Raw genomic sequence first — 24,780 nt, 5'->3', positions numbered from 1 at the left:
CGGCTCCATGCGCAGCAGACAGTACGGCCCCGACCTGACCCCTCCGTGGAAGAAGACCGCCCCCGCTCCCGAGGTCCCGGCCGACCCCGATCTCGTGGTCGAGGAGGTCACCACGGGCTTCTGCGGGGCCGTGATCCGCTGCGAGAAGACGGCGCAGGGCCCGACGGTCACCCTGGAGGACCGCTTCGGCAAGCACCGGGTCTTCCCGATGGAGCCGCGCGGCTTCCTGCTGGAGGGCCGGGTCGTCACGCTCGTACGCCCCGGCCCGCAGAGCCCCCGCGCGCCCCGGCGGACCGCCTCCGGTTCGGTGGCCGTGCCCGGGGCACGGGCGCGGGTGGCCCGCGCCGGGCGCATCTACGTCGAGGGGCGGCACGACGCGGAGCTCGTGGAGCGGGTGTGGGGTGACGACCTGCGCATCGAGGGCGTCGTCGTGGAGTACCTGGAGGGCGTCGACGACCTCCCCGCCATCGTCCGCTCCTTCGCCCCCGCCCCGGACGCGCGCCTGGGGGTCCTGGTGGACCACCTCGTGCCGGGCTCCAAGGAATCGCGGATCGCGGCGCAGGTCACGGGCGAGGACGTGCTGGTCGTCGGCCACCCGTACATCGACGTGTGGGAGGCGGTGAAGCCGTCCTCGGTGGGCATCGCGGCCTGGCCGCGCGTGCCGCGCGGTGAGGACTGGAAGACGGGCGTGTGCCGGGCCCTGGGCTGGCCGGAGAACACGGGGGCCGCCTGGCAGCGGATCCTTTCGAGCGTGCGCTCGTACAAGGATCTTGAGCCGGAGCTCTTGGGGCGGGTCGAGGAGTTGATCGATTTCGTGACGGTGCCCTAAGAATTTTCAGCCCGTCCGGCGTTTGAGGACCGGGGTCCGGGGCGGAGCCCCGGCATCTCAGTCCACCAGGTCCCGCACCACCGCGTCCGCCAGCAGCCGCCCGCGCAGCGTCAGCACCGCGCGCCCCTCCTCGTACGGACCCGTCTGGAGCAGGCCGTCCGCCAGGGCGCGTGCCGCGGCGGCCGCGCCTGCCGGGGCCAGTAGGGACAGCGGGCAGCCGTCGATCAGCCGCAGCTCCAGCAGGATGCGCTCCACGCGCCGGTCCTCGTCCGGCAGGACCTCGCGGCCCGCGCCCGGCGAGCGGCCCTCGGACAGGGCCTGGGCGTACGCGCCCGGGTGCTTGACGTTCCACCACCGCACGCCCCCCACGTGGGAGTGCGCCCCGGGGCCCGCGCCCCACCAGTCGGCGCCGCGCCAGTACAGCTCGTTGTGGCGGCAGCGGCCGGCCTCGGTGGTGGCCCAGTTCGAGACCTCGTACCAGCCGAAGCCGGCGGCGGTGAGCATCTCCTCGGCGATGAGATAGCGGTCGGCGTGGACGTCGTCGTCGGTCATCGGGACCTCGCCGCGGCGGATGCGCCGGGCGAGCTGGGTGCCCTCCTCGACGATCAGGGCGTAGGCCGAGACGTGGTCCGGGCCCGCGCCGATCGCGGCGGACAGGGAGGCCCGCCAGTCGTCGTCGGACTCACCCGGTGTGCCGTAGATCAGGTCCAGGTTGACGTGCTCGAAGCCGGCTGCCCGGGCCTCGGCGACGCACGCCTCCGGGCGGCCCGGGGTGTGGTTGCGGTCCAGGATCTTCAGGACGTGCTGCCGTGCGCTCTGCATGCCGAAGGAGATCCGGTTGAAGCCGCCCTCGCGCAGCTCGGCCAGATAGCGCGGGTCGACGGACTCCGGGTTGGCCTCGGTGGTGATCTCCGCGCCCTCGGCGAAGCCGAACTCGTCGCGGATCGCGGCCAGCATCCGTACGAGGTCGGCGGCGGGCAGCAGGGTCGGTGTGCCGCCGCCGACGAAGACGGTCTCCACGGGGCGGGGGTCGTCGCCCAGCACCTTCCGCGCGAGCCGGATCTCCTCCGTGAGGGTGTCGGCGTAGTTGTCCCGGGAGGCCAGCGCGCCACCGGAGCCGCGCAGCTCACTGGCGGTGTAGGTGTTGAAGTCGCAGTACCCGCAGCGTGTCGCGCAGTACGGCACGTGCAGATAGAACCCGAGGGGCCGTGCTCCCGAGCCCTCCAGGGCGTGCCGGGGCAGGGCCCCGTCCTCGGGCATGGGCTCACCATCAGGCAGTACGGAAGGCATGCGTCCATTGTCCGGCATGCCGCCGGTAAGCCCGCCCGGCGAGGGCGGGCCCCGTCTCAGCCCTCCCTGGCCCCCTCGTACATCTCCTCGATCAGGGCCTTGTACTCCCGCTCCACCACCGGCCGCTTGAGCTTGAGGCTCGGGGTCAGCTCGCCGTGCTCGACGTCCAGGTCGCGCGGCAGCAGCCGGAACTTCTTGATCGTCTGCCAGCGCTGGAGGCCCTCGTTCAGCCGCCGCACATAGCCTTCGATCAGCTCCTCGGCCTCCTTGGTGGCGACCACGTCGGCGTACGACTTGCCCGCCAGGCCGTGCTCCGAGGCCCAGGACATCAGCGTCGGCTCGTCGAGCGCGATGAGGGCGGTGCAGAAGTTACGGTCCGCCCCGTACACCAGGATGTTGGAGACGAACGGGCAGACGGCCTTGAACTGGCCTTCCACCTCGGCCGGCGCGACGTACTTGCCACCCGAGGTCTTGATCAGGTCCTTCTTCCGGTCGGTGATCCTCAGGAAGCCGTCCGGGGACAGCTCGCCGATGTCGCCGGTGTGGAACCAGCCGTCGGACTCCAGCACCTCCGCCGTCTTCTCGGGCTGGCCGTGGTAGCCCTCCATGACGCCGGGGCCGCGCAGCAGGATCTCGCCGTCGTCCGCGATGCGGACCTCCGTGCCGGGCAGCGGCTTGCCGACCGTGCCGGTGCGGTACGCCTCGCCGGGGTTGACGAAGCTGGCGGCGCTGGTCTCGGTGAGGCCGTAGCCCTCCAGGATGTGGATGCCGGCGCCGGAGAAGAAGTAACCGATCTCGGGGGCGAGGGCGGACGCGCCGGAGACGCAGGCGCGCATCCGCCCGCCGAACGCCTCACGGATCTTGGAGTAGACGAGGGCGTCGGCGACCTTGTGCTTGGCGGCGAGCCCGAAGGGGGCGGTCTTGTTCCCGGTGCGGCGGTAGTTGTCCTGCGTGACCTTGGCGTACTCGCGGGCGACCTCCGCGGCCCACTGGAAGATCTTGTACTTGGCACCGCCGCCCGCGCGGGCCTTGGCCGCGACGCCGTTGTAGACCTTCTCGAAGACGCGCGGCACGGCGGCCATGTACGTGGGCCGGACGATCGGCAGATTATCGATGATCTTGTCGACCCGGCCGTCGACGGCCGTGACGTGTCCGACGCTGATCTGCCCGGCGGTCAGCACCTTGCCGAAGACGTGCGCGAGCGGCAGCCACAGGTACTGCACGTCGTCGGGGAGCACCAGGTCGGTGGCCTGGATCGCCCGGGCCATGTACGACCAGCAGTCGTGCGGCAGCCGTACGCCCTTGGGGCGGCCGGTGGTGCCGGAGGTGTAGATGAGGGTGGCGAGCTGGTCGGCGCGCAGGGCGCCCACGCTGTCCCGCACGGCGTCGGGGTGCTTGCGCAGATGCTCGGCGCCACGCCGCTCCAGCTCCGCCAGGGAAAGCACCCAGCCCTCGGGGTCGCCGTCGGCGGGGACGGCGTCCTCGGCGTTGATCACGACGACATGGGCGAGGTCGGGCAGCTCGGCCCGCCGCTGCCGGGCCTTGGTGAGCTGTGCGGCGTCCTCGGCGATGAGCACCCTGCTCTCCGAGTCGGAGAGGATGAAGGCCGTCTCGTCGACGTTGGTGCTGGGGTAGATCGTGGTGGTCGCGGTGCCGGCGCAGAGCACGCCGAGGTCGGCCAGGATCCACTCCACCCGGGTGGAACAGGCGAGCGCGACCCGCTCCTCGGGGCGCACCCCGAGGTCAAGGAGGCCGGCGGCGATGGCGAAGACCCGCTCGGCCGCGCCGCCCCAGGTGAGCGAGGCCCAGGTGTCGGGACCCTCGCCGGAGGCGGCGGGCACCGGGTAGCGGTACGCCTCCGCGTCCGGGGTCGCCCCGACACGGTCGAGGAAGAGGGTCGCCACGGAGGGCGGCCGGCTCTCGATCAAAGTCTGTGTCTCGGTCACGGCATCCTCCGGGGGCCCGCACTTCGCTGTGGTGACTCGTGAGTAACCTTCCAAACTGTGATCAGAGTAGAGCCCGCACCGTCACCACGTAAGGGGCTGTGGACGACGGGTTCAAGCTGTGACCACAGTGGTGAGTGTCATATGCACACACCACTCCGGAGCAGCCCTTTTCCGGTCCGAATCGGGCGCGGGTTCCGGACCGTACCGGGGCGCGGACGCACGAAAAGGCGCCCGTCCCCCCGAGGGGGCGGGCGCCTTTCGGCCGGGCGGCGGGAGCCGCCGCGGCTACTTCCCGTTCACGCGGAGGCTACTTCTTGCCCTTCTCCGCGCCGTCGGAGTCGGTGGACAGCACCGCGATGAAGGCCTCCTGGGGGACCTCCACGCTGCCGACCATCTTCATCCGCTTCTTGCCTTCCTTCTGCTTCTCCAGCAGCTTGCGCTTACGGGAGATGTCGCCGCCGTAGCACTTGGCGAGCACGTCCTTGCGGATCGCGCGGACCGTCTCACGCGCGATGACGCGCGAGCCGATGGCGGCCTGGATCGGCACCTCGAAGTTCTGCCGCGGGATCAGCTCGCGCAGCTTGGCGACGAGCCGCACGCCGTACGCGTACGCCTTGTCCTTGTGCGTGACCGCGGAGAACGCGTCCACCTTGTCGCCGTGCAGCAGGATGTCGACCTTGACCAGGCTGGCCTGCTGCTCGCCGGTGGGCTCGTAGTCGAGCGAGGCGTAGCCGCGCGTCTTGGACTTCAGCTGGTCGAAGAAGTCGAAGACGATCTCCGCGAGCGGGAGGGTGTAGCGCAGCTCGACGCGGTCCTCGGAGAGGTAGTCCATGCCCAGCAGCGAGCCGCGGCGGGACTGGCACAGCTCCATGATCGCGCCGACGAACTCATTGGGCGCGAGGACGGTCGACTTGACCACCGGCTCGTGCACCTCGGCGATCTTGCCCTCGGGGAACTCGCTCGGGTTGGTGACGATGTGCTCGGTGCCGTCCTCCATCACCACGCGGTAGACCACGTTGGGCGCGGTGGCGATCAGGTCGAGGCCGAACTCGCGCTCGAGGCGCTCGCGGACCACGTCCAGGTGCAGCAGACCGAGGAAGCCGACGCGGAAACCGAAGCCGAGGGCGGCCGAGGTCTCCGGCTCGTAGACGAGGGCGGCGTCGTTGAGCTGGAGCTTGTCCAGCGCCTCGCGCAGCTCCGGGTAGTCCGAGCCGTCCAGCGGGTACAGGCCCGAGAACACCATCGGCTTGGGGTCCTTGTAGCCGCCCAGGGCCTCGGTGGCGCCGTTGTGCAGGGAGGTGATCGTGTCACCGACCTTGGACTGCCGGACGTCCTTCACACCGGTGATGATGTAGCCCACCTCACCGACGCCGAGGCCGTCGGAGGCCGTCATCTCGGGCGAGGAGACACCGATCTCCAGCAGCTCGTGGGTGGCGCCGGTCGACATCATCTTGATGCGCTCGCGCTTCTTCAGCTCGCCGTCCACGACCCTGACGTAGGTGACCACGCCGCGGTAGGAGTCATAGACCGAGTCGAAGATCATCGCGCGGGCCGGGGCGTCCTTGACGCCGACCGGGGGCGGGACCTGCTTGACGACCTCGTTGAGCAGCTCGTCGACGCCGACGCCGGTCTTCGCGGAGACCTTGAGCACGTCGGAGGGGTCGCAGCCGATCAGGTGCGCCAGCTCGGCGGCGAACTTCTCGGGCTGCGCGGCCGGCAGGTCGATCTTGTTGAGGACCGGGATGATCGTGAGGTCGTTCTCCATCGCCAGGTACAGGTTGGCGAGGGTCTGGGCCTCGATGCCCTGGGCCGCGTCCACGAGGAGGATGCAGCCCTCGCAGGCGGCGAGCGAACGCGAGACCTCATAGGTGAAGTCCACGTGGCCCGGCGTGTCGATCATGTTGAGGATGTGGGTCTGCCCCGTCTCCTCGCCCTCGGTGGGCGCCCAGGGCAGGCGGACCGCCTGGGACTTGATCGTGATGCCGCGCTCGCGCTCGATGTCCATCCGGTCGAGGTACTGTGCGCGCATCTGCCGCGAGTCGACCACGCCGGTCAGCTGGAGCATCCGGTCGGCGAGCGTCGACTTGCCATGGTCGATGTGCGCGATGATGCAGAAGTTACGGATCAGAGCCGGGTCGGTACGGCTCGGCTCCGGCACGTTGGTAGGGGTCGCGGGCACGCAAGGTCCATTCGGTGACTTCGGCGTTTGAACGCGGTCTCGGCGGGAGTCGCGGTTTATACGTCCCCCCATCGTCCCATGACCGGCGACCTCGGTCCGGTTTGGGAGCCCGTCGTGGCTGCTGGTAGCCTGGTCCACTGTGCCTCGTGCCCTCTCGGGCCGGGGTGCTCATCGAAATCCGACGAAGCTGAAAAGGCTCTTTCGTGGCGAACATCAAGTCCCAGATCAAGCGGAACAAGACCAACGAGAAGGCGCGCCTGCGCAACAAGGCCGTCAAGTCCTCGGTCAAGACCGCTGTCCGCGCGGCCCGTGAGGCCCTGCTCGCCGGCGACGTCGAGAAGGCCACCGCCGCGGTTGCCGCGGCCGGCAAGAAGCTCGACAAGGCCGCCAGCAAGGGTGTCCTGCACAAGAACGCCGCCGCCAACAAGAAGTCGGCGCTGGCCAAGCAGGCTGCTGCCCTCAAGGCCTGAAGCCATTCCGGGGCGTGAGCCCCACCCCGTCGGTACGGACTCCGCGGACCCTCTCTACCGCGCCGTCCCGGCACCCCATCGCAGCCAGGCTGCGATGCGCGCCGCACGCGGCCTGCGTTCGCCACGCGGGTGCGGCGCACTGAGCCTCACGGCTCGACGGTTCGATATCGAAGGCCCCGTGCCTGCCCTTCCCCAGGGCGGCACGGGGCCTTCGGCCGTTCGGGGCTGGGTGAGGGCCGTTCGGGGTAACGGGCGACCGGCCCGGGTTGGTCGGGCCGGTCCCTGGCAGGTGCGGGACGCTCCGCTGGGTGACGAGGGACCCGTATCGCTGCCGACCGGCGGCCGGCCGGGTCTGTCGATGGCCGGATGGATGAACCCGTGAACCGGGGGACGACCCGCTGCGGGGGTACCGAGGGACGACGGGCCCGTATCGCTGCCGACCGACGGCCGGCCGGGGTCTGCCGATGGCCGGACGAACTGATCCGGTGAACCCGTGGACCGGAAGGGCGACCCGCTGCGGGGCTACCGGGTGACAACGGCCTGTACCGCCGCCGACCGACGGCCGGCCGATCGCAGGTCCACCCCGTGTCGAACGGCCGCAGGGCTACGAACCGCCGCGGGGCTGCCGCAAGGCCACGAAGGCTGCCGCAAGGCTACGAACGGCTGCGGGCCGCTCGGGCGACGGCCACGACGGCCTTCTCCAGCGCGTACTCCGGATCGTCACCGCCGCCCTTGACGCCCGCGTCGGCCTCGGCGACGGCGGTCAGGGCCGCCGCGACGCCGTCCGCCGACCAGCCGCGCATCTGCTGCCGCACCCGGTCGATCTTCCACGGCGGCATGCCCAGCTCACGGGCCAGATCGGCGGGGCGGGCACCGCGCGGGGCGGAGGCCAGCTTGCCGATCGACCGCACGCCCTGGGCGAGCGCGCTCGTGATCAGCACCGGGGCGACGCCGGTCGACATCGCCCAGCGCAGTGCCTCCAGCGCCTCGGCCGCCCGGCCCTCCACGGCGCGGTCGGCGACGGTGAAGCTGGAGGCCTCGGCGCGGCCCGTGTAGTAGCGGGCGACGACGGCCTCGTCGATGGTGCCCTCGATGTCGGCGACGAGCTGCGCGCAGGCGCTCGCCAGCTCGCGCAGATCGCTGCCGATCGCATCCACCAGGGACTGGCAGGCCTCGGGCGTCGCGGAGCGGCCCGTCACCCGGAACTCCGACCGGACGAACGCCAGCCGGTCCGCCGGCTTGGTCATCTTCGGGCAGGCGACCTCCCGGGCCCCCGCCTTGCGCGCCGCGTCCAGCAGGCCCTTGCCCTTGGCGCCACCGGCGTGCAGGAGGACCAGGGTGATCTCCTCGGCGGGCGAGCCGAGGTAATTCTTCACGTCCTTGATCGTGTCCGCCGACAGGTCGTGGGCGTTGCGCACGATCACGACCTTGCGCTCGGCGAACAGCGACGGGCTGGTCAGCTGGGCGAGCGTGCCGGGCTGGAGCGCGTCGGGCATGAGGTCGCGCACATCGGTGTCCGCGTCGGCGGCGCGGGCCGCCGTCACCACCTCCCGCACCGCGCGGTCGAGGAGCAGATCCTCCTGGCCCACGGCGATCGTGAGGGGAGCGAGCGGGTCGTCGGTTGCAGTCTTCCTGGCCATCGCGTCCAGCATCCCACGCGCCACTGACACGCTCCCCGTGCGGCGGACCGGATATGACGCACAATGGGCGGGTGAGCAGCACTCCCATCTCTTTCCAAGCCTCCGATCCCGTCCGGCACCTGCTGGTGCTCCCCGACCGCGACGCCGCCGAGGAGGTGGCCGTCGAAGCCGTGCAGCGGTTCGGTCTGACGGAGGAGCCCCCACTCGTGCGCGACGCCCTCGCCGGGGAGGACGACGCCGAGGACGCCCAGTGGGTCGTCGTCGTCGACGACCCGCGCGGCGCCCTGGACCCCGCCGCACTGCGCGCGCTCGCCGAGGAGTACGAGGGCTGGCTCGAAGCGGAGTAGCGGCGGGGTGGCGGTCTTCCGGGCGCGGCGGTCCTCGCCGCTTCGGGCCTACCGGGCCGACGGGGTGGCGCGGACTTCGGGCACCCGGTCCAGGTCGATGCCGAAGTGCGTCCGGTAGGCGGGCAGGATCTCGTCCTCGGCCAGCGTCCGGTCCCGCCTGCCCGAGGCACCGGTGATCACGAGCGTACGGTCGCTGATCGTGACCCGGCCGTTCTCGGTGAGCCGGGAGCACACCAGGTTCCGGGTGAAGTGGGACTTCGGCGAGGTGCGGTGCCACCAGCAGGCGCACTCGAACTCGGTGAGCTGCCGGGGGCGCTGATCTATCCGGTAGATCAGCACGTCGCCCTGGAAGACGTCGAGGTCTCCTTCCTCGGTCTCGGCGATCCGGAACACCCCTCCCGGGTCGCTCTGGTCGCCCCGCTCGGTGAGGCTCAGGGGGTGGTGGCTGTTCCGGCCGAACCCGACGTCGACCAGCCAGGGCTCGGGCGTCTCGACGCGCAGCACCAGGTGGTCGTACGGCACGCCGAGCCCCTCCTCCCCCATGACCCGCCCGGCGAGCAGCGTCACGGGGTAGCCGAGCGCGGTCAGCAGCTCGGCGAAGGCGCCGTTGAGTTCGTAACAGAAGCCGCCCCGCCGACCGTGCACGATCTTGTCGACGAGAGCCTTGCCGTCGAGCACGATCTCCTCACCGAGATGAATGGACAGGTTTTCGAAGGGCACCGCTCTCAGGTGACGCAGGCACAGGTCACGGAGGGCGTCCGCGTCGGGGGCGGTGGGCCGGGTCGCGTCGATCCGGCGGAGATAGGCATCGGTGTTGATCGCATCCATGGATCAGTTATGCCTCATGCGAGCTGATGTGGCATCAGCCCACAGACCTACGTCCGACGGAGTCCCCCCACTGGGTCTTCGGGTCATCTCCGCCCCGCCGACCTCGCCTTTCCCCCTCCGACGGCGGTGGCCGCGCCGGTCACCGCGACCGGGCCGTCGGTGTCGGTCCGCAGAACCACCGCGCCCTGGGAGCGGAGGGCTTCGACCGTGCGAGGCGAGGGATGGCCGTACGGGTTGTCGGCGCCCGCCGAGATCAGCGCCAGCCGTGGGTGGAGGCCGCGTATCAACTGCGGGTCCTGGTAGGCGGATCCGTGGTGCGCGACCTTGAGGACGTCCACCGGTGGCAGGTCAGGGTGGGCTTCCGCCAGGGCCCGCTGAGCGGGTGGTTCGAGGTCACCGAGCAGCAGGAGGGTGAGCCCGGCGGTGCGTACGAGGAGGGTGACGCTGGCGTCGTTGGGTCCCTCCTCCGCCACGAAGGACGTGCCCCGGGGCGGTGGCCACAGCACTTCCCACGACAGGTCTCCCAGGCGGCGCCGCTCCCCCGGCGCCGCGGCGACGACGGGGACCCCCGCCCGCCCGGCCTCGCGGCGCACGAACGCGGCCTGGCCCGGCGGCTCGGCCAACGGCGTCGCCTGGATCACGCCGACCGCGCGGCCACGCAGCACGCCGGGCAGCCCGTCGACGTGGTCGGCGTGATAGTGGGTCAGCAACAGGAGCGGCACCTTGTCGACGCCCAGCGCGCGCAGGCAGTGGTCGACGGCCCGTGGCTCGGGCCCGGCGTCCACGACGAGGGCGGTGCCGCTGCCCGCGGCGAGGACCAAGGCGTCCCCTTGGCCCACGTCACAGGCCACCAGCCGCCAGTCGGGCGGCGGCCAGCCGGTGACGACCCGGGTCAGCGGGGCCGGGCGGACGACGGCGACCAGCAGGAGCAGGGCGCAGCCCGCGCACGCCCAGGGGCGGCGGATCAGCCTGCGGGCGGCGAGCGCGGCGACGGCGGTGGCCGCGGCCAGCGCCAGGCCGCCCGGCCACCCGCCCGGCCAGCCGAGCTCCGCGCCGGGCAGTTCCGCCCCGGTGCGGGCCACCGTCGCGATCCAGGACGCGGGCCAGCCGGCGACCTGCGCGAGCCCCTCGGCGACGGGCGGCGCGAGCGGGGTCACGGCGAGTGCGGCGAAGCCGAGGACGGTGGCGGGCGCGACGGCCGGCTCGGCCAGGAGATTGCAGGGGACGGCCACCAGGCTGACGCGTGCCGCCAGCACGGCGATCACGGGCGCGCACACGGCCTGCGCGGCCGCTGCCGCCGCGAGGACCTCCGCGACACGGGCCGGCACGCCCCGTCGCCGCAGCGCGTCGCCCCAGCGGGGAGCGAGGGTCAGGAGGGCCCCGGTGGCCAGGACGGAGAGCAGGAAGCCGTAGCTGCGGGCCAGCCACGGGTCGTAGAGGACGAGCAGCAGCACGGCCGCCGCCAGCGCGGGCAGCAGGCTGCGGCGCCGGCCCGTCCCGATCGCCAACAGCGTGATCAGCCCGCACGCGGCGGCTCGCAGCACGCTCGGCTCGGGGCGGCAGACGATGACGAACCCGAGCACGAGCACGCCGCCCAGCAGCGCTGTGAGCCGCAGCGGCACCCCGAGCCGGGCGGCGAGCCCACGGCGCTCGGCGCGGGTGGCCAGGTACGGCGGTCCGATCAGCACGACCAGCAGGATCGTGAGGTTGCTGCCGGAGACGGCGAGAAGGTGCGTCAGGTCGGTGGCCCGGAAGGCGTCCTCGAGATCGGGCGGAATGCGGGCGGTGTCGCCGACGACCAGTCCGGGGAGCAGCGCCCGGGCGTCCGGCCCGAGTCCGTCCGTGGCCTTGCGCAGGCCCGACCGCAGCCGGGCGGCGGCGACCTGGAGCGTGGAGGGGGGTGCGACGACCTGCGGGGGCCGGTGGCCTCCGACGCGGAGCACGGCGCCGACACGGTCGCCCTCCCGGGCGGGCGGGGCGAGTCTCCCGTCGGCCTTGAGCCGGGTCGACGGCAGCAGCCCGAGCCAGGAGCGCGGGGCGATCAGCAGGACGGGCGTGCGGGTGGCCACCGTGCCGTGCGGGGTGACGACGCGGTCCGCTTCGGCCTCGAACACGACGGCGGGTGTGGTGCGGGCCGCTCCGCGCACATGCGGACGGACGGGCCGGGGATCGGTGCCGACCGTCAGCTCGACGGTGGCCTCCCCGTACCGCCGCGCCAGCTCCGGCAGCGGCCCCCGGTGCGTATCGGCAGCCCGCAGGGCGGCCGCCGCGGCGCCGGCGGCGGCACACAGCAGTACGGCCGCCACCGCGACCGCCGTCCCCACGCGTGCGGCCGTCCGTCGCCGCGCCACGGCCACCAGTACCCCTGCGGCCACCACCGCCGTCGCACAGGCGACGGCGACCACGCTCCCGTCCGCCGTCAACGCCCCTGCCGCAGCCACCCACGCCGCGAGCGCGGGCACCATCAGCCGCAGATCGGCGGGGCCGTCCGGACGGGCACGGGCTTGCCCGGCGGCAGGGGAAGGGGCCTGCCCGGTGGTCCGGGAACGAGAGGCCCGGGGGCGAGACGCCCGGGGCGGTGCGCCCCGGGCCGGATCGCCGCCGGAGCCGGTGGGTGCGCCGGGCAAGGCGGCCGTCCGGGCCCGCGGAGGCGCTCCAGGCGTGTCGCCGGGCCCCGCCGCCACGGAGGCCGCTCCCGGGCCGTGGCGGGCCGACGGGCTCACGGCTGGACCAGGGGGCGGAGGTCGGTGAAACGGCGGTCGCCGATGCCGTTGACCTGACGCAGTTCGTCGACGGAGCGGAAGCCGCCGTGCCGGGTGCGGTAGTCGATGATGTGCTGGGCGAGGACGGGGCCCACGCCCGGGAGGGTGTCGAGCTGGTCGACCGTGGCGGCGTTGAGGCTGATCGGGCCGCTGGGGCTCCCTGAACCGCTCGGCGCGCCCGGACCGCCCGCGTTTCCCGCCGCCCCGGCCGCCGGCGCGCTCGCGGGGGCACCGACCACGATCTGTTCGCCGTCCGTGAGCACGCGTGCCCGGTTGAGGCCGGTGGTGTCCGTCCCCGGCCGGGATCCGCCCGCCGCGTTCAGCGCGTCGACGACCCTCGATCCGGGTGGCAGGCGCTGGATGCCGGGCCTGCGCACCTTGCCCGCCACGTCCACCACCACGACGCCGCCGGGGCGGACGCTCGCTGTGGCCGCGGGCACGGCCGTCGGCACCGCCGCCGCGGTCGGGGCCGCCATCGCGGCGGGCATCTCACGGGCGGGTGCCCGCACGGTCTGCGGGCGCCCCGTCCAGAAGTGATACGCGGCGAAGACGCTCGCGGCGATCAGGACGACCGTCAGCGCGGCGAGGGTCCTGGGCTCGATGCCGCACCGCAGTTGCACCCACATCGGCATCCGCTCCCCCACGGCGGCGCGCCAACCGGCCCGCCGCCGGGCGGAATCGGGCGGATCCGGGCTGCCGTGCCCCGGAGGCCGCGCCCCGGCCGGCCCGTCCCCACCGTCGGACACGGACCCGGCCCCGCCGAACAGCGCCACCGCCCGCTCGTGCGGCGCGGGAGCGGGACTGCCGACAGGCCCGGCGGAGACGGAGACGGAAGCGGCAGAGACGGCGGACGGAGAAGGCACCACAGGCATCGCGATACGTGAGCGAGTCGTCATGGAACGTGACCGTAGACGCCTTCACGCGAACCCGCTCCGGCAGCCCAAATCCCGTGGATAACCCGCCGGTTGTGGAAAACTCCGCCACCCGAACAGGGGACCCGCCCCGGCCCGTTCCCAGCCTGCCCCAGCCCGTCCAGCCCAAGCCCAGCCCGTCCAGCCCAAGCCGAGCCCGTCCAGCCCGTCCCAGCCCGAGCCCAGCCCAAACCCGTCCGACCCGGTCCGCCCCTGGCGCTACCGCGCCGAGACCACCACCGCGAGCAACCCCGGCCCCGTGTGCGCCCCGATGACGGCGCCGACCTCGCTGACGTGCAGGTCCACCAGCCCCGGCACCCGCTCGCGCAACCGGTCCGCGAGGTCGTTCGCACGCTCGGGGGCGGCCAGATGGTGGACCGCGATGTCGACGGGGGCCGCGGCCGCCCGCTCCACGGCGATCTCCTCGAGGCGGGCGATGGCCTTGGAGGCCGTACGGACCTTCTCCCGCATCTCGATCCGGCCGCCGTCCAGCTGCAGCAGCGGTTTCACGGCGAGCGCCGAGCCCAGCAGCGCCTGTGCCGCCCCGATACGGCCGCCCCGGCGCAGGTAGTCGAGGGTGTCGACGTAGAAGTACGCGGCCGTGCCCTGCGCGCGCTTCTCGGCGGCGGCCACCGCCTCGTCGAGCGAGCCGCCGGCGGCGGCGGTGTCCGCGGCGGCCAGCGCGCAGAAGCCGAGGGCCATCGCGACCATCCCGGTGTCCACGACCCGCACGGGTACGGGCGCCTCCCGCGCCGCGAGGACGGCCGCGTCGTACGTGCCGGAGAACTCGGCGGACAGGTGGAGCGAGACGATCCCCGTGGCGCCCGCGTCGGCCGCCGCGCGGTAGGCGGCGGCGAAGACCTCGGGGCCGGGCCGCGAGGTGGTCACCGGCTTGCGCTTCTGGAGCGCCTGCGCGACGGAACGGGCCGAGATCTCGGTGCCCTCTTCGAGCACCTGGTCGCCCAGGACGACCGCCAGCGGAACGGCGGTGATGCCGTGCCGCTCCATCGCCTCCTGCGGCAGGTAGGCCGTTGAGTCGGTGACGATCGCGACATGGCGGGGCATGCTCCGGAGATTACCCGCCGGGGCCGGTGGACGGCAGTGCGGGCCGGGGGCCCGCGATCACTTCAGGTCGTGCTCTCGGGCCTGCGGGTCTTCTGCCAGGAGTACCCGGGCTGCCGCCACGCGTCCCGCGCGGTGATCGCGGGCCGCTCCGGCTCCGCCCCGGGCGCCGCCGCGCCCTCCGTGCCGACGCCCGTCGCCGTGCCCGGCGTCCGGGCCCCGGATCCGGCCGCCGTGGGGGTGGCCTGCGGCTCCTCCTCCGTCGTCCAGTGCCGCAGCGCGCCGGCCTCCATCCGGATCTGCTCGCTGAGCACCGCCAGATCGTCGTCGGCGAACTGCCGCGCCCGGTCCTGCGCCGCCCACCGCAGCGAATCCGCCCCGTGCGTGACGCGCTCCACGCGCTCCCGCAGCTCGGGCAGGCTCCCGGCGACGCGGGCCTTGTCCGGCTCGGCCTCCAGCCGCTTGAGGTCCGCGTCGATCTCCTGGCCGTGCGCGCTGAGCCGCTTGAACAGGGCCAGGGCCTCGGACAGCGACGGGTCGTCCGGCGCCGCGACCCGCAGTGCCTCCTGGGTGGCGCGCATCGACGTCCGCAGCGACAGGCGCAGCTCGGCGACCTCGCCGGGCGCTCCGGGCTGCACGTACTGCTTGGCCTTCAGCCGCGTGTCCTCGACGGTGCGGCGGGCCTGGGTGACGGTACGGTCCACACCGCGCTTGACCGCTCGCACGGACCTGACCACGGCGATCACCCCGAGCGCGACGAAGACCGCGAACATCAGCGCGACGATCACGGCCACGGCTTCCATGAGCGCTCCTCAACGGGGTCGGTCGGACCGATCTGCGTTACCCCTCCACCGTAAACGGAAAGGGCAGGCCGGGGGTTCCAGCGGAACCCCCGACCTGCCCGTAGGGACAAACCCTCAGACCGCCCGTGACGACCGTGGATCGCCCGGAACGACCGTTACGCCGGAACGATGTTCACGAGCTTGGGCGCCCGCACGATGACCTTGCGGATGCCCGCGCCGCCCAGCGCCGCGACGACCGCCGGGTCCGCCAGGGCGACCTTCTCCAGCTCCTCGTCGGAGATCGCCGGGGGGACCTCCAGACGTGCCTTGACCTTGCCCTTGATCTGGACGACGCAGGTCACGGCCTCGTCGACCAGGTACGCGGGGTCGGCCACGGGGAAGGCCTCGTGCACGACCGAGCCGGAGTGGCCCAGCTTGCGCCACAGCTCCTCGGCGATGTGCGGGGCCAGCGGCGCGACCAGCAGCACCATCCGCTCGGCGACGGAGCGGGGCACCTCCGACAGCTTGGTCACGAAGTTGTTCAGCTCGGTGACCTTGGCGATGGCGGTGTTGAACCGCAGGTTCGCCATGTCCTGGCCGGCACCGTCGACGGCCTTGTGCAGGGCGCGCAGCGTCGCCTCGTCGGGCTCGGCGTCGACGACGGTGACCTCGCCGGTGTTCTCGTCCACCACGTTGCGCCACAGGCGCTGGAGCAGCCGGTACTGGCCGACGACGGCACGGGTGTCCCAGGGGCGCGAGACGTCCAGGGGGCCCATGGCCATCTCGTACAGGCGCAGGGTGTCGGCGCCGTACTCGGCGCAGATCTCGTCCGGCGTGACGGCGTTCTTCAGGGACTTGCCCATCTTGCCCAGGACCCGGCTGACCGGCTCGCCCTGGTGGAAGAACTTCCCGTCGCGCTCCTCCACCTCGGCGGCCGGCACGGCGATGCCCCGGCTGTCGCGGTAGACGAACGCCTGGATCATGCCCTGGTTGTAGAGCTTGTGGAACGGCTCGTTCGAGGCGATGTGGCCCAGGTCGAAGAGGACCTTGGACCAGAAGCGGGCGTACAGCAGGTGCAGCACGGCGTGCTCGGCGCCGCCGACGTACAGGTCGACGCCGCCGTGCGGCTGGCCCTCGCGCGGGCCCATCCAGTACTGCTCGGCCTCGGCGGAGACCAGCTGCTCGCTGTTGTGCGGGTCCAGGTAGCGCAGCTCGTACCAGCAGGAGCCGGCCCAGTTGGGCATGGTGTTGGTCTCGCGGCGGTAGCGCTTGACGCCGTCGCCGAGGTCCAGCTCCACGTTGACCCAGTCCTCGTTGCGGGACAGGGGGGTCTCGGGGGAGGTGTCCGCGTCGTCGGGCTCGAAGGTGCGCGGCGAGTAGTCCTCGACCTCGGGCAGCTCCAGCGGCAGCATCGACTCGGGCAGCGGGTGGGCGACGCCGGCCTCGTCGTAGACGATCGGGAAGGGCTCGCCCCAGTAGCGCTGGCGGCTGAACAGCCAGTCGCGCAGCCGGAAGTTGATGGTGCCCTCGCCGATGCCGCGCTCGGTCAGGTGGGCGATGACGGTGCGCTTGGCCTCGTCGACCTCCATGCCGTTGAGGTCGATCTCGGCGTTGGCGGAGTTGATCGCCGGGCCCTGGCCGCCGTAGGCCTCGCCCTCCCAGCCCTCGGGGGGCTGGACCGTGCGGACGATGGGCAGGTCGAAGACGGTCGCGAACTCCCAGTCGCGCTCGTCCTGGCCGGGTACGGCCATGATCGCGCCGGTGCCGTAGCCCATCAGGACGTAGTCGGCGACGAAGACGGGGATCTGCTCGCCGGTCAGCGGGTTGATCGCGTACGCGCCGGTGAAGACACCGGTCTTGTCCTTGCCCTCGGTCTGGCGCTCCACGTCGGTCTTCGACTGCGCCTGCTTGCGGTAGGCGGCGACGGCGTCGGCCGGGGTGCGGGCGCCGGCGGTCCACGCGTCCTTGGTGCCCTGCGGCCACTCGGCGGGGACGACGGTGTCGACCAGCCCGTGCTCGGGGGCCAGCACCATGTAGGTGGCGCCGAAGAGGGTGTCGGGGCGGGTGGTGAAGACGGTGATCTTCTCGTCGCGGCCGGCGACGCGGAAGTCGACGCGGGCACCCTCGCTGCGGCCGATCCAGTTGCGCTGCTGGAGCTTGATGGCCTCGGGCCAGTCCAGCGCGTCCAGGTCGTCGATCAGGCGGTCCGCGTAGGCGGTGATCCGCATGTTCCACTGGCGCAGCTTGGACTTGAAGACGGGGAAGTTGCCGCGCTCGGAGCGGCCGTCGGCGGTGACCTCCTCGTTGGCCAGGACGGTGCCCAGACCGGGGCACCAGTTGACGGGCGCGTCGGAGGCGTAGGCCAGGCGGTACTCGCCCAGGACGTCGGCGCGCTCGGCCTCGCTCAGCTCGCTCCACGCGCGCGTGCCGGGAACCTCCCGCTCGCCGCTCTCGAACTGGGCAACCAGCTCACTGATCGGCCGGGCCTTCCGCGCGTCCGCGTCGTACCAGGAGTTGAAGATCTGGAGGAAGATCCACTGGGTCCACTTGTAGTAGTCCGGGTCGATCGTCGCGAAGGACCGGCGCTTGTCGTGGCCCAGGCCCAGCCGGCGCAGCTGTGCCTTCATGTTGTCGATGTTGGCCTCGGTGGAGACCCGGGGATGCGTACCGGTCTGCACGGCGTACTGCTCGGCGGGCAGGCCGAAGGCGTCGAAGCCGAGGGTGTGCAGGACGTTGTGGCCCGTCATGCGGTGGTAGCGCGCGTAGACGTCGGTGGCGATGTAGCCCAGCGGGTGGCCGACGTGCAGGCCCGCACCCGAGGGGTACGGGAACATGTCCATGATGAACTTCTTGGGCCGGGCGACGATCTCGGCATCGCCCGCCAGGTCACCGGTGGGGTTGGGCGCCTCGTAGGTGCCGTCGGCGTCCCAGAAGTCCTGCCAGCGTGCCTCGATGTCAGCGGCCAGCGCGGCCGTGTAGCGGTGCGGGGCAGCCGGCTCGGCGGCGGAAGTGGTCTCGCTCATCGTCCTCAAAGCTCCATCGATCGTCGTCTCTGCATGCGGTCCGGGAAATGAAAAAGCCCCTCGCACAGGAGGGGACGCCGCGCCGATGCCGACCGGACTGTCACCGGTCGGCTTTGATCAGCGCGGCCCGCTAAGCAGAAGGCGTACGGCACGCATGGGGTCAGGTTACCGCAGCGGCCGAAGGGCCCGCACAGACGGCCGCCGCCGTAGTCCCCCGGGGCGGGTTCGAAGGTGGCCGGGTTTATCCGGCGGAACACCGCAGAACGGACCGACGCTAGCAGTCGCGAGGCCCCCGGTCGTCGAGGTTGCGCGAAGCGGAACGTACGCCCTACGCGCTCCCTAGCGTTCGGGGGCATGGACCTGCACCGCTTCCTCGACCACACGGGCGGCGTCCTCGCCCTGGTCTCGCTCACCGCGACCGTCGCCTGGGGGCTCCTCGCCACCGACCGGCTGCTGCTGTCCCCGCGCGACCGGCTGCTCGCCCAGGGCGTGCACCGCGCGACCGGAGTCTGCGCGCTCGGCTTCCTCCTCGTGCACGTCACGCTCAAGGTGGCGGACGCCCGGGTGGGCCCTGCCGCGCTGCTGCCCTTCCCGTCCGGTGCGGACGGGAAGGGCGGCCCAGGCGACCCAGGCGGCCCAGGCAGCACGGACGGGCTGATCGGGCTCGGTGCGCTCGCCGGGTACCTCATGGTGCTCGCCGCGGCGAGCGGTGCCCTGCGGAGCGCCTTCGCCGGGCGCGGGCACGCCGCCCGCCGGTGGCGCGCCCTGCACGCCTGCGCGTACCCGGCCTGGTGCGCCGCGGTCCTGCACGGCCTCAAGTCCGGCCGCACCCCGGCGGGTTGGGTGACCGGCTGCTACGCGCTCTGCCTCGCGGCCGTGGCGGGGGCGCTCGTCGCACGGTTCGTGCGCGCCCGCCGCCGACGGGCCGAGGCGCCCCGGGCGGTCGAGGTGCCCGTCCGGCACCCGGCCCCGGCGGGCGGCGCCCATGCCCGGCGCGGCGCACCGGCCGTGCCGCGCCCCCGCCCGCCGTACGCGCTCGGGGCGCCCGGCCCGGCCGCCCGCTCGCCGCGCCACCTCGCGCGCGAGACGTCGGGCCGGAACCGGTGACCGGGGGCCCGCTCCCCGAGCTGCCGGCCGTCATCGGCCTCGGGCTGCCGCGGCTGACGGCCGGGTTCGACGAGGCCGAGCGGCTGGACCGCCGGGCGCACCTGGCCGTACACGGTTCCGTGCCGCGCCTCACCGAGGAGGGGCTGACCCGGCGCCTCCCACGACGCCCTCGCCACCGCCGGCGGGACGCTCGGCGCGGGCGCGGTACTGCCGCTGCCGGGGCACACCTGCCCGCTCGGCGAGACCGTGCGGGTGGCGCACTGGCTGGCGGCCCATGCCCTGGGCGGCGGCTGCGGGCGCGGCACGGCGGGCGTGCCGCCGCTGCCCTCCCCCACCCGGACGGGGGCACCAGAGGGCCCGGAGGGCCGGGAGGCAGGAACAGGAACAGGAACAGGAACGAGAGCGGGCGCGGGCGCGCGACGGCGACCCGAACCGGCGATCCGAAAGGTGGTCCGGAAAACGCTGAACGGGCCGCCCGATTCGGACGACCCGTTCATTCACTGTGGAGCTAAGGAGAATTGAACTCCTGACCTCCTGCATGCCATGCAGGCGCTCTACCAACTGAGCTATAGCCCCTTGTTTTGTTTTCCCGCCCGGTTCCCCCGGCGACATCGACTACATTACACGGACCTCCCCGCCATCTGCCAAATCGATGGCCCGTCAGCGCTTGAAACGAGCCCGCACAGGGTAGCGTCGTCCGTCTGATGACGATTTGTCCCGGAGGTTCCCGGAGCCGAGCCTCGTGACAGCCCGCCGCGGCACGCTGCTCGCCGGTGCGGGCTGCGTGGTCTCCTTCGGCTGCCTCTGGCTGGCCCAGCACCTCGCCCACGTCTCGATGATCGACCTGCTGGTCTACCGGGCGGAGGGATGGACCGTACGCACCGGGGGCGACCTCTACGCGATGCGCGCCACCCACGCGCGCCTCCTCGCCACCTACCCGCCCTTCGCGGCACTGCTGTTCACCCCCCTCACCCTGCTCGCCACCACCCCGCTGCGCGTTCTCGCGACGCTCGCCAACCTCGCGCTGCTCATCTCGCTCGTCCACCTCTCGCTGCGGCTGATCGGCCACCGCCCGCCGCGCGCGGCGGTGACCCTCGCGGCCGCCGCCCTGTGCGTCTGGTGCGAACCGGTGTGGACGACGCTGCGCTACGGGCAGGTGAATCTGCTGCTCGCCGTGCTGGTGCTGTGGGATCTGACCCGGCCGTCGGACCACCGCTGGGCGGGTGTGGGCACCGGCCTGGCGGCGGGCATCAAGCTCACCCCGGCGCTCTTCGTGGTCTTCCTGGCCCTCTCGGGCCTGGCACGGCGGCCCGGGGCGGGCTCCTGGCTGCGGCAGGCCCTCGTCGCCACCGCCGCGTTCGCCGGCACGGTGGCCCTGGGCGCCCTCGCCCTCCCCTACGACGCGCGCCGCTTCTGGACGGGCACCGTGTTCGCCGCCGGGCGGGCCGGGCCCGCCGAGGACACCGCCAACCAGTCGCTGCGCGGCGTCCTCGCCCGGCTGCTGCACACCGGCGACCCCGGCCCGTGGTGGCTGGTCGTCGCCTCGGCCGTGGCCCTGCTCGGCCTCGGGGTCGCGGTCAGGGCGCGGCTGCGGGGGCCCGCACCGACCGCGCCGGCCTGGGGGGCGCTCTCCTGCGCGGCGACGGCGCTGATCGTCAGCCCCGTCTCGTGGTCGCACCACTGGGTGTGGTGCGTCCCGATGACGCTGCTGCTCGTCTCGGAGGCCGCGGCCCGGCGCAGCGCGGCGTGGTGGGCGGTGGCCGCGGGCACCGGCGCGCTCTTCTTCTCGTACGCCCTGTGGTGGGTCCCGCACGTCTCCGAGGCCCGGCTCGAACTCCACCAGAACGGCGGCCAGATGCTGCTGTCCGCCGGCTATCCGGCATTCGGCGCGGCCTTCTTGGCGCTGGCGGCCGTTGTGGGGCTCACCGGCCGACGGCACCCGCGGCCCGGGGGCGCGCCGCTGGCGGAGCCTCAGGCCCTGGCGAAGGAGTAGAAGCGCTTCAATGCGCAGTGCTCGTCGAGCAGCCGGCCGTAGATCGGCTCGCCCTCGAGCTCACGGTAGGTCTCGATGGGGTCGCCTTTTATGATCAGCGCCCGCGCGCACTCCACACACCAGTACTGATACGCGGAGTTGAGCGGCTCCATGTCGCGGACGATCGGCGTTCCGCTGCCGCACCAGTCGCACTTCCGGCTGTGTGCACCCATCGGTCAGCTCCCACTGTGGCGGCGGGCCGTGCGGAGAGAGGAATCGCAGCTGTGAACGCGTCCGTGAACGCGTCTGTACGCATCGTGCCCGTGGCGGGAAGCCGCGCCGCGAGGAACGTCGACCCCCTTGAGGACGCACAGCGACATGACGCTTTCCCTCCCCTTCGGCCCCGTCCGCACCCGGCCGTCCGATTCTGCCATGGGAACGTGCCGCAACAGCAAACAATCCCGCCTCCCTCTGAGAGGGAGACGGGATCGTCCGGATTGTGGAGCTAAGGAGAATTGAACTCCTGACCTCCTGCATGCCATGCAGGCGCTCTACCAACTGAGCTATAGCCCCGCTGTTCTCAGGTCTTCCGGCGTTTCCCCCGGCGTTTCCCGCGAACAAGAAGAACTTTAGCCTGCGACCTGCCCAGATGTGAAATCCGGTCCCGGCAGGCCGCCGGCGTCGGTCCTTCGGGCCGGCTCAGACGTCGTCGCCGAGCACCGGCTCGGGGAGCGTGCCGGCGTTGTGCTCCAGCAGACGCCAGCCGCGCGCGCCCTCGCCCAGCACGGACCAGCAGCAGTTGGTGAGGCCGCCGAGCGACTCCCAGGTCCCCGGCTCCAGGCCCAGCAGCCGCCCGATGGTGGTGCGGATCGTGCCGCCGTGGCTGACCACGACGAGCGTGCCGCCGTCCGGCAGCTTCTCGGCCGCGCCGAGCACGACCGGGGCGGCCCGGTCGGCGACCTCGGTCTCCAGCTCGCCGCCGCCGCGCCGCACGGGCTCGCCGCGCTTCCACGCCGCGTACTGCTCGCCGTAGACCGCGATGATCTCGTCGTGCGTCAGGCCCTGCCAGGCTCCCGCGTACGTCTCGCGCAGCCCGGCGTCGGAGGCGATCTCCAGGCCCGTGACGGCGGCCAGCTCGGCGGCGGTCGCCGTGGCGCGGCGCAGGTCCGAGGCGACGATGGCGTCCGGCCGCAGCGCGGCCAGCAGCCGGGCGGCCCGGCGCGCCTGGGCGACACCGGTGTCCGTCAGCTCGATGTCCGTGGAGCCCTGGAAGCGGCGCTCCAGGTTCCAGGCGGTCTGCCCGTGCCGCCACAGGACGATGCGGCGGCCCCGGTCGGCCCGGGCGGGTGCCGTGGTGCCGGTGTCCGCGCCGTTCAGCTCAGCTCACCGTCCAGGTCGGCCGCGGCGGCCTGGCTCTCGGCGTGCTCGGCGGCCTTGCCCCGGGTGGCGACGGCGTCGGCCGGCAGCTCGATCTCGGGGCAGTCCTTCCACAGCCGCTCCAGGGCGTAGAAGACGCGCTCCTCGCTGTGCTGCACGTGGACGACGATGTCGACGTAGTCGAGCAGCACCCAGCGGGCGTCGCGGTCGCCCTCACGGCGGACCGGCTTGGCGCCGAGCTCCTTGTTGAGGTGCTCCTCGATCTCGTCGACGATCGACTTGACCTGGCGGTCGTTGGGGGCGGAGGCGAGCAGGAAGGCGTCGGTGATCGACAGCACGTCGCTGACGTCGTACGCGATGATGTCGTGCGCGAGCTTGTCGGCGGCCGCCTGGGCGGCGGCCTTGATCAGCTCGATGGAGCGGTCCGTGGCGGTCACAAGCCATGCTTTCGATAAAGAGGGTCAGTACCTCTCAAGGGTCTCACGACCCGCCAACCGCTTTCCGGGCCGTTTCGGACGGGCCCTGAGCCCGCCGCGAAACAGCCCGGAGCAGCGGCTCAGCCCTTGTAGTCCTTGCCCAGGGTGACGGTGATGTCCGCGTTGGGCGCGCCCGCCGCCTTCTTCACCGCGCCGGCCGGCAGGCCCAGCGTCTTGGCGACCTCCTTGGCCTCGGCCGCCCGCTTGTCGTCCGCGTAGGTCACCGTGGAGGCGGCGGCGACGGCCGCGGCCGTACCGGCGTCGACGTGGGTGTAGCCGCTGTTGACGAGCGTGACCTGGGCGGACTGGGTGGCGGTCTTGCCTCCGGTCGCGTTCTTCACGCTCACCCGGGGCGTCGCGTCCGGTGCGGTGTTGCGGACGGTGCCGCCGAGCACGTCCTTGACCACGCTGTCGGTCGCCTGCGCGCTGAGCGTCCCGTCCTTCTGCACGGGCAGCACGGCGGTGTCGTACGAGCCGTTCTTGGCCTGCGTCGCGAGCTGGGCCAGCGAGGCGCCGAGCTCCTTGACCGACAGGGAGGGGTCGGGGATCTGGGCGAGCGAGTCCACCGTGGTGGTGGCGGGGCCGGGGTCGCCGGGCATCTTCTTCAGCACGGCCTGCATGACCTGGCCGAACCGGGCCAGCTGCTTGTCCGGGCTCTCGCCGGGCGCGCGGTGGGTGGCGTAGCCGACGGCCATCTGGCCGCTCAGGTCCTGCCCCTTGCCCTGCCGGACCAGCGGGCGGTCGCCGGACTTCGCGCCGGGGACGGTGGCGTCGGTGTCGACGACGATGCCGCCGACCAGGTCGACGAGGTTCTCCAGGTAGGGGGTGTCCAGCCGCCAGCTGCCCTTGATGTCGGCGCCGAGCAGGGCGTTCAGGGCGTCCCGGGTGGCGCCGGTGCCCTCGTCCTGCACGGACTTGCCGAGCGTGGTGGAACCGCCGCCCTCCTTGGAGACGGCCAGTGCGTTCGGCAGCAGGACCGTGGTGCCCTTCTTGGAGGTCTCGTTGTCGACGAGGAGGGCGGTGGAGCTGAGCCCGCCCTTCGTCTGCCGCAGATGCACCACGATCACGTCGCGCTTCTGCCCGCCGCCGCTCGCGGTCGTGTCCTTCTTCGCGTCGGAGCCGCCGAGCAGGAGGTAACCGATGCCGCCGCCGAGCGCGAGGACGAGCACGACGACGAGGGCGACGACGCGGTTGCGTCCCTTGCGCTTGCGCTCGTCGCGGCGCTCGGTGCGGCTCTCGCTGAACTTGAGCCAGTCGATGACGTCCTCGGAGTCCTCGTCCGGCTCCTCGATGAAGGAGAACTGCTCGGTGCGGTACTCCGGCGCCGCCGGGGCGTCGGAGGCGTCCGGTGCCCGCCGCGGCTCCGGCATCGGCACCGGCTCCGGCGTCTGCTCCCGGTGGCCCGGCTCCTCGTGGACGGGGGCAGCCGCCTGCCGGGGGATCCACTCCTGCTGCCGGGTCTGCGGCTGTGCGGCCGGGTACGCGTCGTAACTCTGCGGTCCCGTTGCGCCGTACGAGTCATGGCCGTAGCCCTGCTGCTGTCCCGTCGCGCCGGTGCCGTACCCGCCGTCCTGCCCGTACTGCTGTCCGTCGTGCCCGCCATCGTGCCCGTACTGCTGCGGGAGCGCTTGGCCGTACTGGTCGTACACGCGCTCCGGGGCGTTCGGCTGGTACACCGGCTGTCCGTAGGCGTCGTAGCCGTACACCTGCGGCTGCTGTGCGTACGGGTCGTGCGCGTACGGGTCCTGTCGGTCGTTCACCAGTGCCCCTCAGTGCCCT

At 72.7% G+C, this 24,780-nt stretch carries 19 protein-coding genes and 2 tRNA genes; 5 read left to right on the top strand and 16 right to left on the bottom strand.

Features of this window, described 5'->3' with window-relative positions:
* Window positions 1-7 precede the first annotated feature (7 nt).
* Entirely contained in the window at window positions 8-829 is an 822-nt protein-coding gene (locus tag FHS38_RS01645; RefSeq protein ID WP_184729863.1) for a DUF3097 domain-containing protein, read from the top strand.
* Between the two features lie 57 nt (window positions 830-886).
* Here the strand turns inward: FHS38_RS01645 and hemW are convergent, their stop codons facing one another.
* From hemW to lepA, 3 genes are all read right to left on the bottom strand, one after another.
* Window positions 887-2,119, bottom strand: coding sequence for a radical SAM family heme chaperone HemW (gene hemW / locus FHS38_RS01640; RefSeq protein ID WP_184729861.1), 1,233 nt, complete (start codon window positions 2,117-2,119; stop codon window positions 887-889).
* A gap of 56 nt (window positions 2,120-2,175) precedes the next feature.
* Window positions 2,176-4,065 (bottom strand): AMP-dependent synthetase/ligase, encoded by a 1,890-nt coding sequence (locus FHS38_RS01635; RefSeq protein ID WP_184729859.1) that lies wholly within the window; start codon window positions 4,063-4,065, stop codon window positions 2,176-2,178.
* Between the two features lie 307 nt (window positions 4,066-4,372).
* Window positions 4,373-6,244 carry a translation elongation factor 4 gene (lepA, locus tag FHS38_RS01630; protein WP_308433483.1) on the bottom strand — a complete coding sequence of 624 codons (1,872 nt, stop codon included), beginning with the start codon at window positions 6,242-6,244 and terminating at the stop codon, window positions 4,373-4,375.
* Window positions 6,245-6,447: 203 nt separating this feature from the next.
* On the opposite strand from lepA, the gene rpsT reads away from it, so the two are divergent.
* A complete protein-coding gene (gene rpsT, locus FHS38_RS34990) occupies window positions 6,448-6,714 on the top strand; it encodes a 30S ribosomal protein S20 (RefSeq protein WP_087928167.1) in 267 nt (88 codons plus the stop codon).
* Between the two features lie 653 nt (window positions 6,715-7,367).
* Here rpsT and holA read toward each other — a convergent pair.
* Window positions 7,368-8,354 (bottom strand): DNA polymerase III subunit delta, encoded by a 987-nt coding sequence (gene holA, locus FHS38_RS01620; protein WP_184729857.1) that lies wholly within the window; start codon window positions 8,352-8,354, stop codon window positions 7,368-7,370.
* Window positions 8,355-8,425: 71 nt separating this feature from the next.
* Between holA and FHS38_RS01615 the strand changes: the two genes are divergently transcribed.
* Entirely contained in the window at window positions 8,426-8,701 is a 276-nt protein-coding gene (locus FHS38_RS01615; protein ID WP_229821891.1) for a hypothetical protein, read from the top strand.
* Between the two features lie 48 nt (window positions 8,702-8,749).
* On the opposite strand, the gene FHS38_RS01610 is transcribed toward FHS38_RS01615, so the two are convergent.
* The 6 genes from FHS38_RS01610 to leuS all read right to left on the bottom strand — a co-directional run bounded on the left by FHS38_RS01610 (window position 8,750) and on the right by leuS (window position 18,069).
* Window positions 8,750-9,529, bottom strand: coding sequence for an arylamine N-acetyltransferase family protein (locus FHS38_RS01610; protein ID WP_184729854.1), 780 nt, complete (start codon window positions 9,527-9,529; stop codon window positions 8,750-8,752).
* Window positions 9,530-9,612: 83 nt separating this feature from the next.
* Window positions 9,613-11,994, bottom strand: coding sequence for a ComEC/Rec2 family competence protein (locus FHS38_RS01605; RefSeq protein ID WP_184729852.1), 2,382 nt, complete (start codon window positions 11,992-11,994; stop codon window positions 9,613-9,615).
* 254 nt (window positions 11,995-12,248) lie between these two features.
* Window positions 12,249-13,187: a ComEA family DNA-binding protein gene (locus FHS38_RS01600; protein WP_229821892.1), complete on the bottom strand. Its 939-nt coding sequence runs from the start codon at window positions 13,185-13,187 to the stop codon at window positions 12,249-12,251.
* Window positions 13,188-13,421: 234 nt separating this feature from the next.
* Window positions 13,422-14,267 (bottom strand): DegV family protein, encoded by an 846-nt coding sequence (locus FHS38_RS01595; RefSeq protein WP_184729850.1) that lies wholly within the window; start codon window positions 14,265-14,267, stop codon window positions 13,422-13,424.
* A 62-nt stretch (window positions 14,268-14,329) separates the two neighbouring features.
* Window positions 14,330-15,067 (bottom strand): hypothetical protein, encoded by a 738-nt coding sequence (locus FHS38_RS01590; RefSeq protein ID WP_184729848.1) that lies wholly within the window; start codon window positions 15,065-15,067, stop codon window positions 14,330-14,332.
* A gap of 155 nt (window positions 15,068-15,222) precedes the next feature.
* Window positions 15,223-18,069, bottom strand: coding sequence for a leucine--tRNA ligase (leuS, locus tag FHS38_RS01585; protein ID WP_184729846.1), 2,847 nt, complete (start codon window positions 18,067-18,069; stop codon window positions 15,223-15,225).
* 354 nt (window positions 18,070-18,423) lie between these two features.
* Between leuS and FHS38_RS01580 the strand changes: the two genes are divergently transcribed.
* Entirely contained in the window at window positions 18,424-19,176 is a 753-nt protein-coding gene (locus FHS38_RS01580; RefSeq protein WP_184729843.1) for a hypothetical protein, read from the top strand.
* A 503-nt stretch (window positions 19,177-19,679) separates the two neighbouring features.
* On the opposite strand, the gene FHS38_RS01575 is transcribed toward FHS38_RS01580, so the two are convergent.
* Window positions 19,680-19,752 (bottom strand) — tRNA-Ala (locus tag FHS38_RS01575).
* Window positions 19,753-19,918: 166 nt separating this feature from the next.
* Between FHS38_RS01575 and FHS38_RS01570 the strand changes: the two genes are divergently transcribed.
* Entirely contained in the window at window positions 19,919-21,169 is a 1,251-nt protein-coding gene (locus FHS38_RS01570) for a glycosyltransferase 87 family protein (protein ID WP_229821893.1), read from the top strand.
* Here FHS38_RS01570 and FHS38_RS01565 read toward each other — a convergent pair.
* The 5 genes from FHS38_RS01565 to FHS38_RS01545 all read right to left on the bottom strand — a co-directional run bounded on the left by FHS38_RS01565 (window position 21,148) and on the right by FHS38_RS01545 (window position 24,761).
* Window positions 21,148-21,381 carry a hypothetical protein gene (locus tag FHS38_RS01565; protein WP_130877703.1) on the bottom strand — a complete coding sequence of 78 codons (234 nt, stop codon included), beginning with the start codon at window positions 21,379-21,381 and terminating at the stop codon, window positions 21,148-21,150. The two genes, FHS38_RS01570 and FHS38_RS01565, sit on opposite strands and share 22 nt — an antisense overlap.
* Window positions 21,382-21,648: 267 nt before the next feature.
* Window positions 21,649-21,721 (bottom strand) — tRNA-Ala (locus FHS38_RS01560).
* Between the two features lie 126 nt (window positions 21,722-21,847).
* Window positions 21,848-22,525 (bottom strand): histidine phosphatase family protein, encoded by a 678-nt coding sequence (locus FHS38_RS01555; RefSeq protein ID WP_184731041.1) that lies wholly within the window; start codon window positions 22,523-22,525, stop codon window positions 21,848-21,850.
* A complete protein-coding gene (gene rsfS / locus FHS38_RS01550; RefSeq protein ID WP_130877705.1) occupies window positions 22,522-22,962 on the bottom strand; it encodes a ribosome silencing factor in 441 nt (146 codons plus the stop codon). Before rsfS ends, FHS38_RS01555 begins: the two co-directional genes overlap by 4 nt.
* A gap of 119 nt (window positions 22,963-23,081) precedes the next feature.
* The gene (locus FHS38_RS01545) at window positions 23,082-24,761 is read right to left on the bottom strand and encodes an LCP family protein (RefSeq protein ID WP_184729841.1); all 1,680 of its coding nucleotides are present in this window, start codon (window positions 24,759-24,761) and stop codon (window positions 23,082-23,084) included.
* Window positions 24,762-24,780: the final 19 nt, after the last annotated feature.

It is taken from the genome of Streptomyces netropsis (assembly GCF_014203545.1).
Taxonomy (GTDB): Bacteria; Actinomycetota; Actinomycetes; order Streptomycetales; family Streptomycetaceae; genus Streptomyces; species Streptomyces netropsis.
The sequence above is the reverse complement of the archived record's forward strand: the minus strand, read 5'-3'. Positions and strand labels throughout refer to the sequence as shown.

What these genes read in the sequence shown, in the direction of transcription:
- FHS38_RS01645 (WP_184729863.1), top strand. Translation starts at nt 8, where the DNA reads ATGCGCAGCAGACAGTACGGCCCCGACCTGACCCCTCCGTGGAAGAAG.
- hemW (WP_184729861.1), bottom strand. Translation starts at nt 2,119, where the DNA reads ATGCCTTCCGTACTGCCTGATGGTGAGCCCATGCCCGAGGACGGGGCC.
- holA (WP_184729857.1), bottom strand. Translation starts at nt 8,354, where the DNA reads ATGGCCAGGAAGACTGCAACCGACGACCCGCTCGCTCCCCTCACGATC.
- FHS38_RS01610 (WP_184729854.1), bottom strand. Translation starts at nt 9,529, where the DNA reads ATGGATGCGATCAACACCGATGCCTATCTCCGCCGGATCGACGCGACC.
- FHS38_RS01605 (WP_184729852.1), bottom strand. Translation starts at nt 11,994, where the DNA reads ATGGTGCCCGCGCTCGCGGCGTGGGTGGCTGCGGCAGGGGCGTTGACG.
- FHS38_RS01600 (WP_229821892.1), bottom strand. Translation starts at nt 13,187, where the DNA reads ATGACGACTCGCTCACGTATCGCGATGCCTGTGGTGCCTTCTCCGTCC.
- FHS38_RS01595 (WP_184729850.1), bottom strand. Translation starts at nt 14,267, where the DNA reads ATGCCCCGCCATGTCGCGATCGTCACCGACTCAACGGCCTACCTGCCG.
- FHS38_RS01590 (WP_184729848.1), bottom strand. Translation starts at nt 15,067, where the DNA reads ATGGAAGCCGTGGCCGTGATCGTCGCGCTGATGTTCGCGGTCTTCGTC.
- leuS (WP_184729846.1), bottom strand. Translation starts at nt 18,069, where the DNA reads ATGAGCGAGACCACTTCCGCCGCCGAGCCGGCTGCCCCGCACCGCTAC.
- FHS38_RS01580 (WP_184729843.1), top strand. Translation starts at nt 18,424, where the DNA reads ATGGACCTGCACCGCTTCCTCGACCACACGGGCGGCGTCCTCGCCCTG.
- FHS38_RS01565 (WP_130877703.1), bottom strand. Translation starts at nt 21,381, where the DNA reads ATGGGTGCACACAGCCGGAAGTGCGACTGGTGCGGCAGCGGAACGCCG.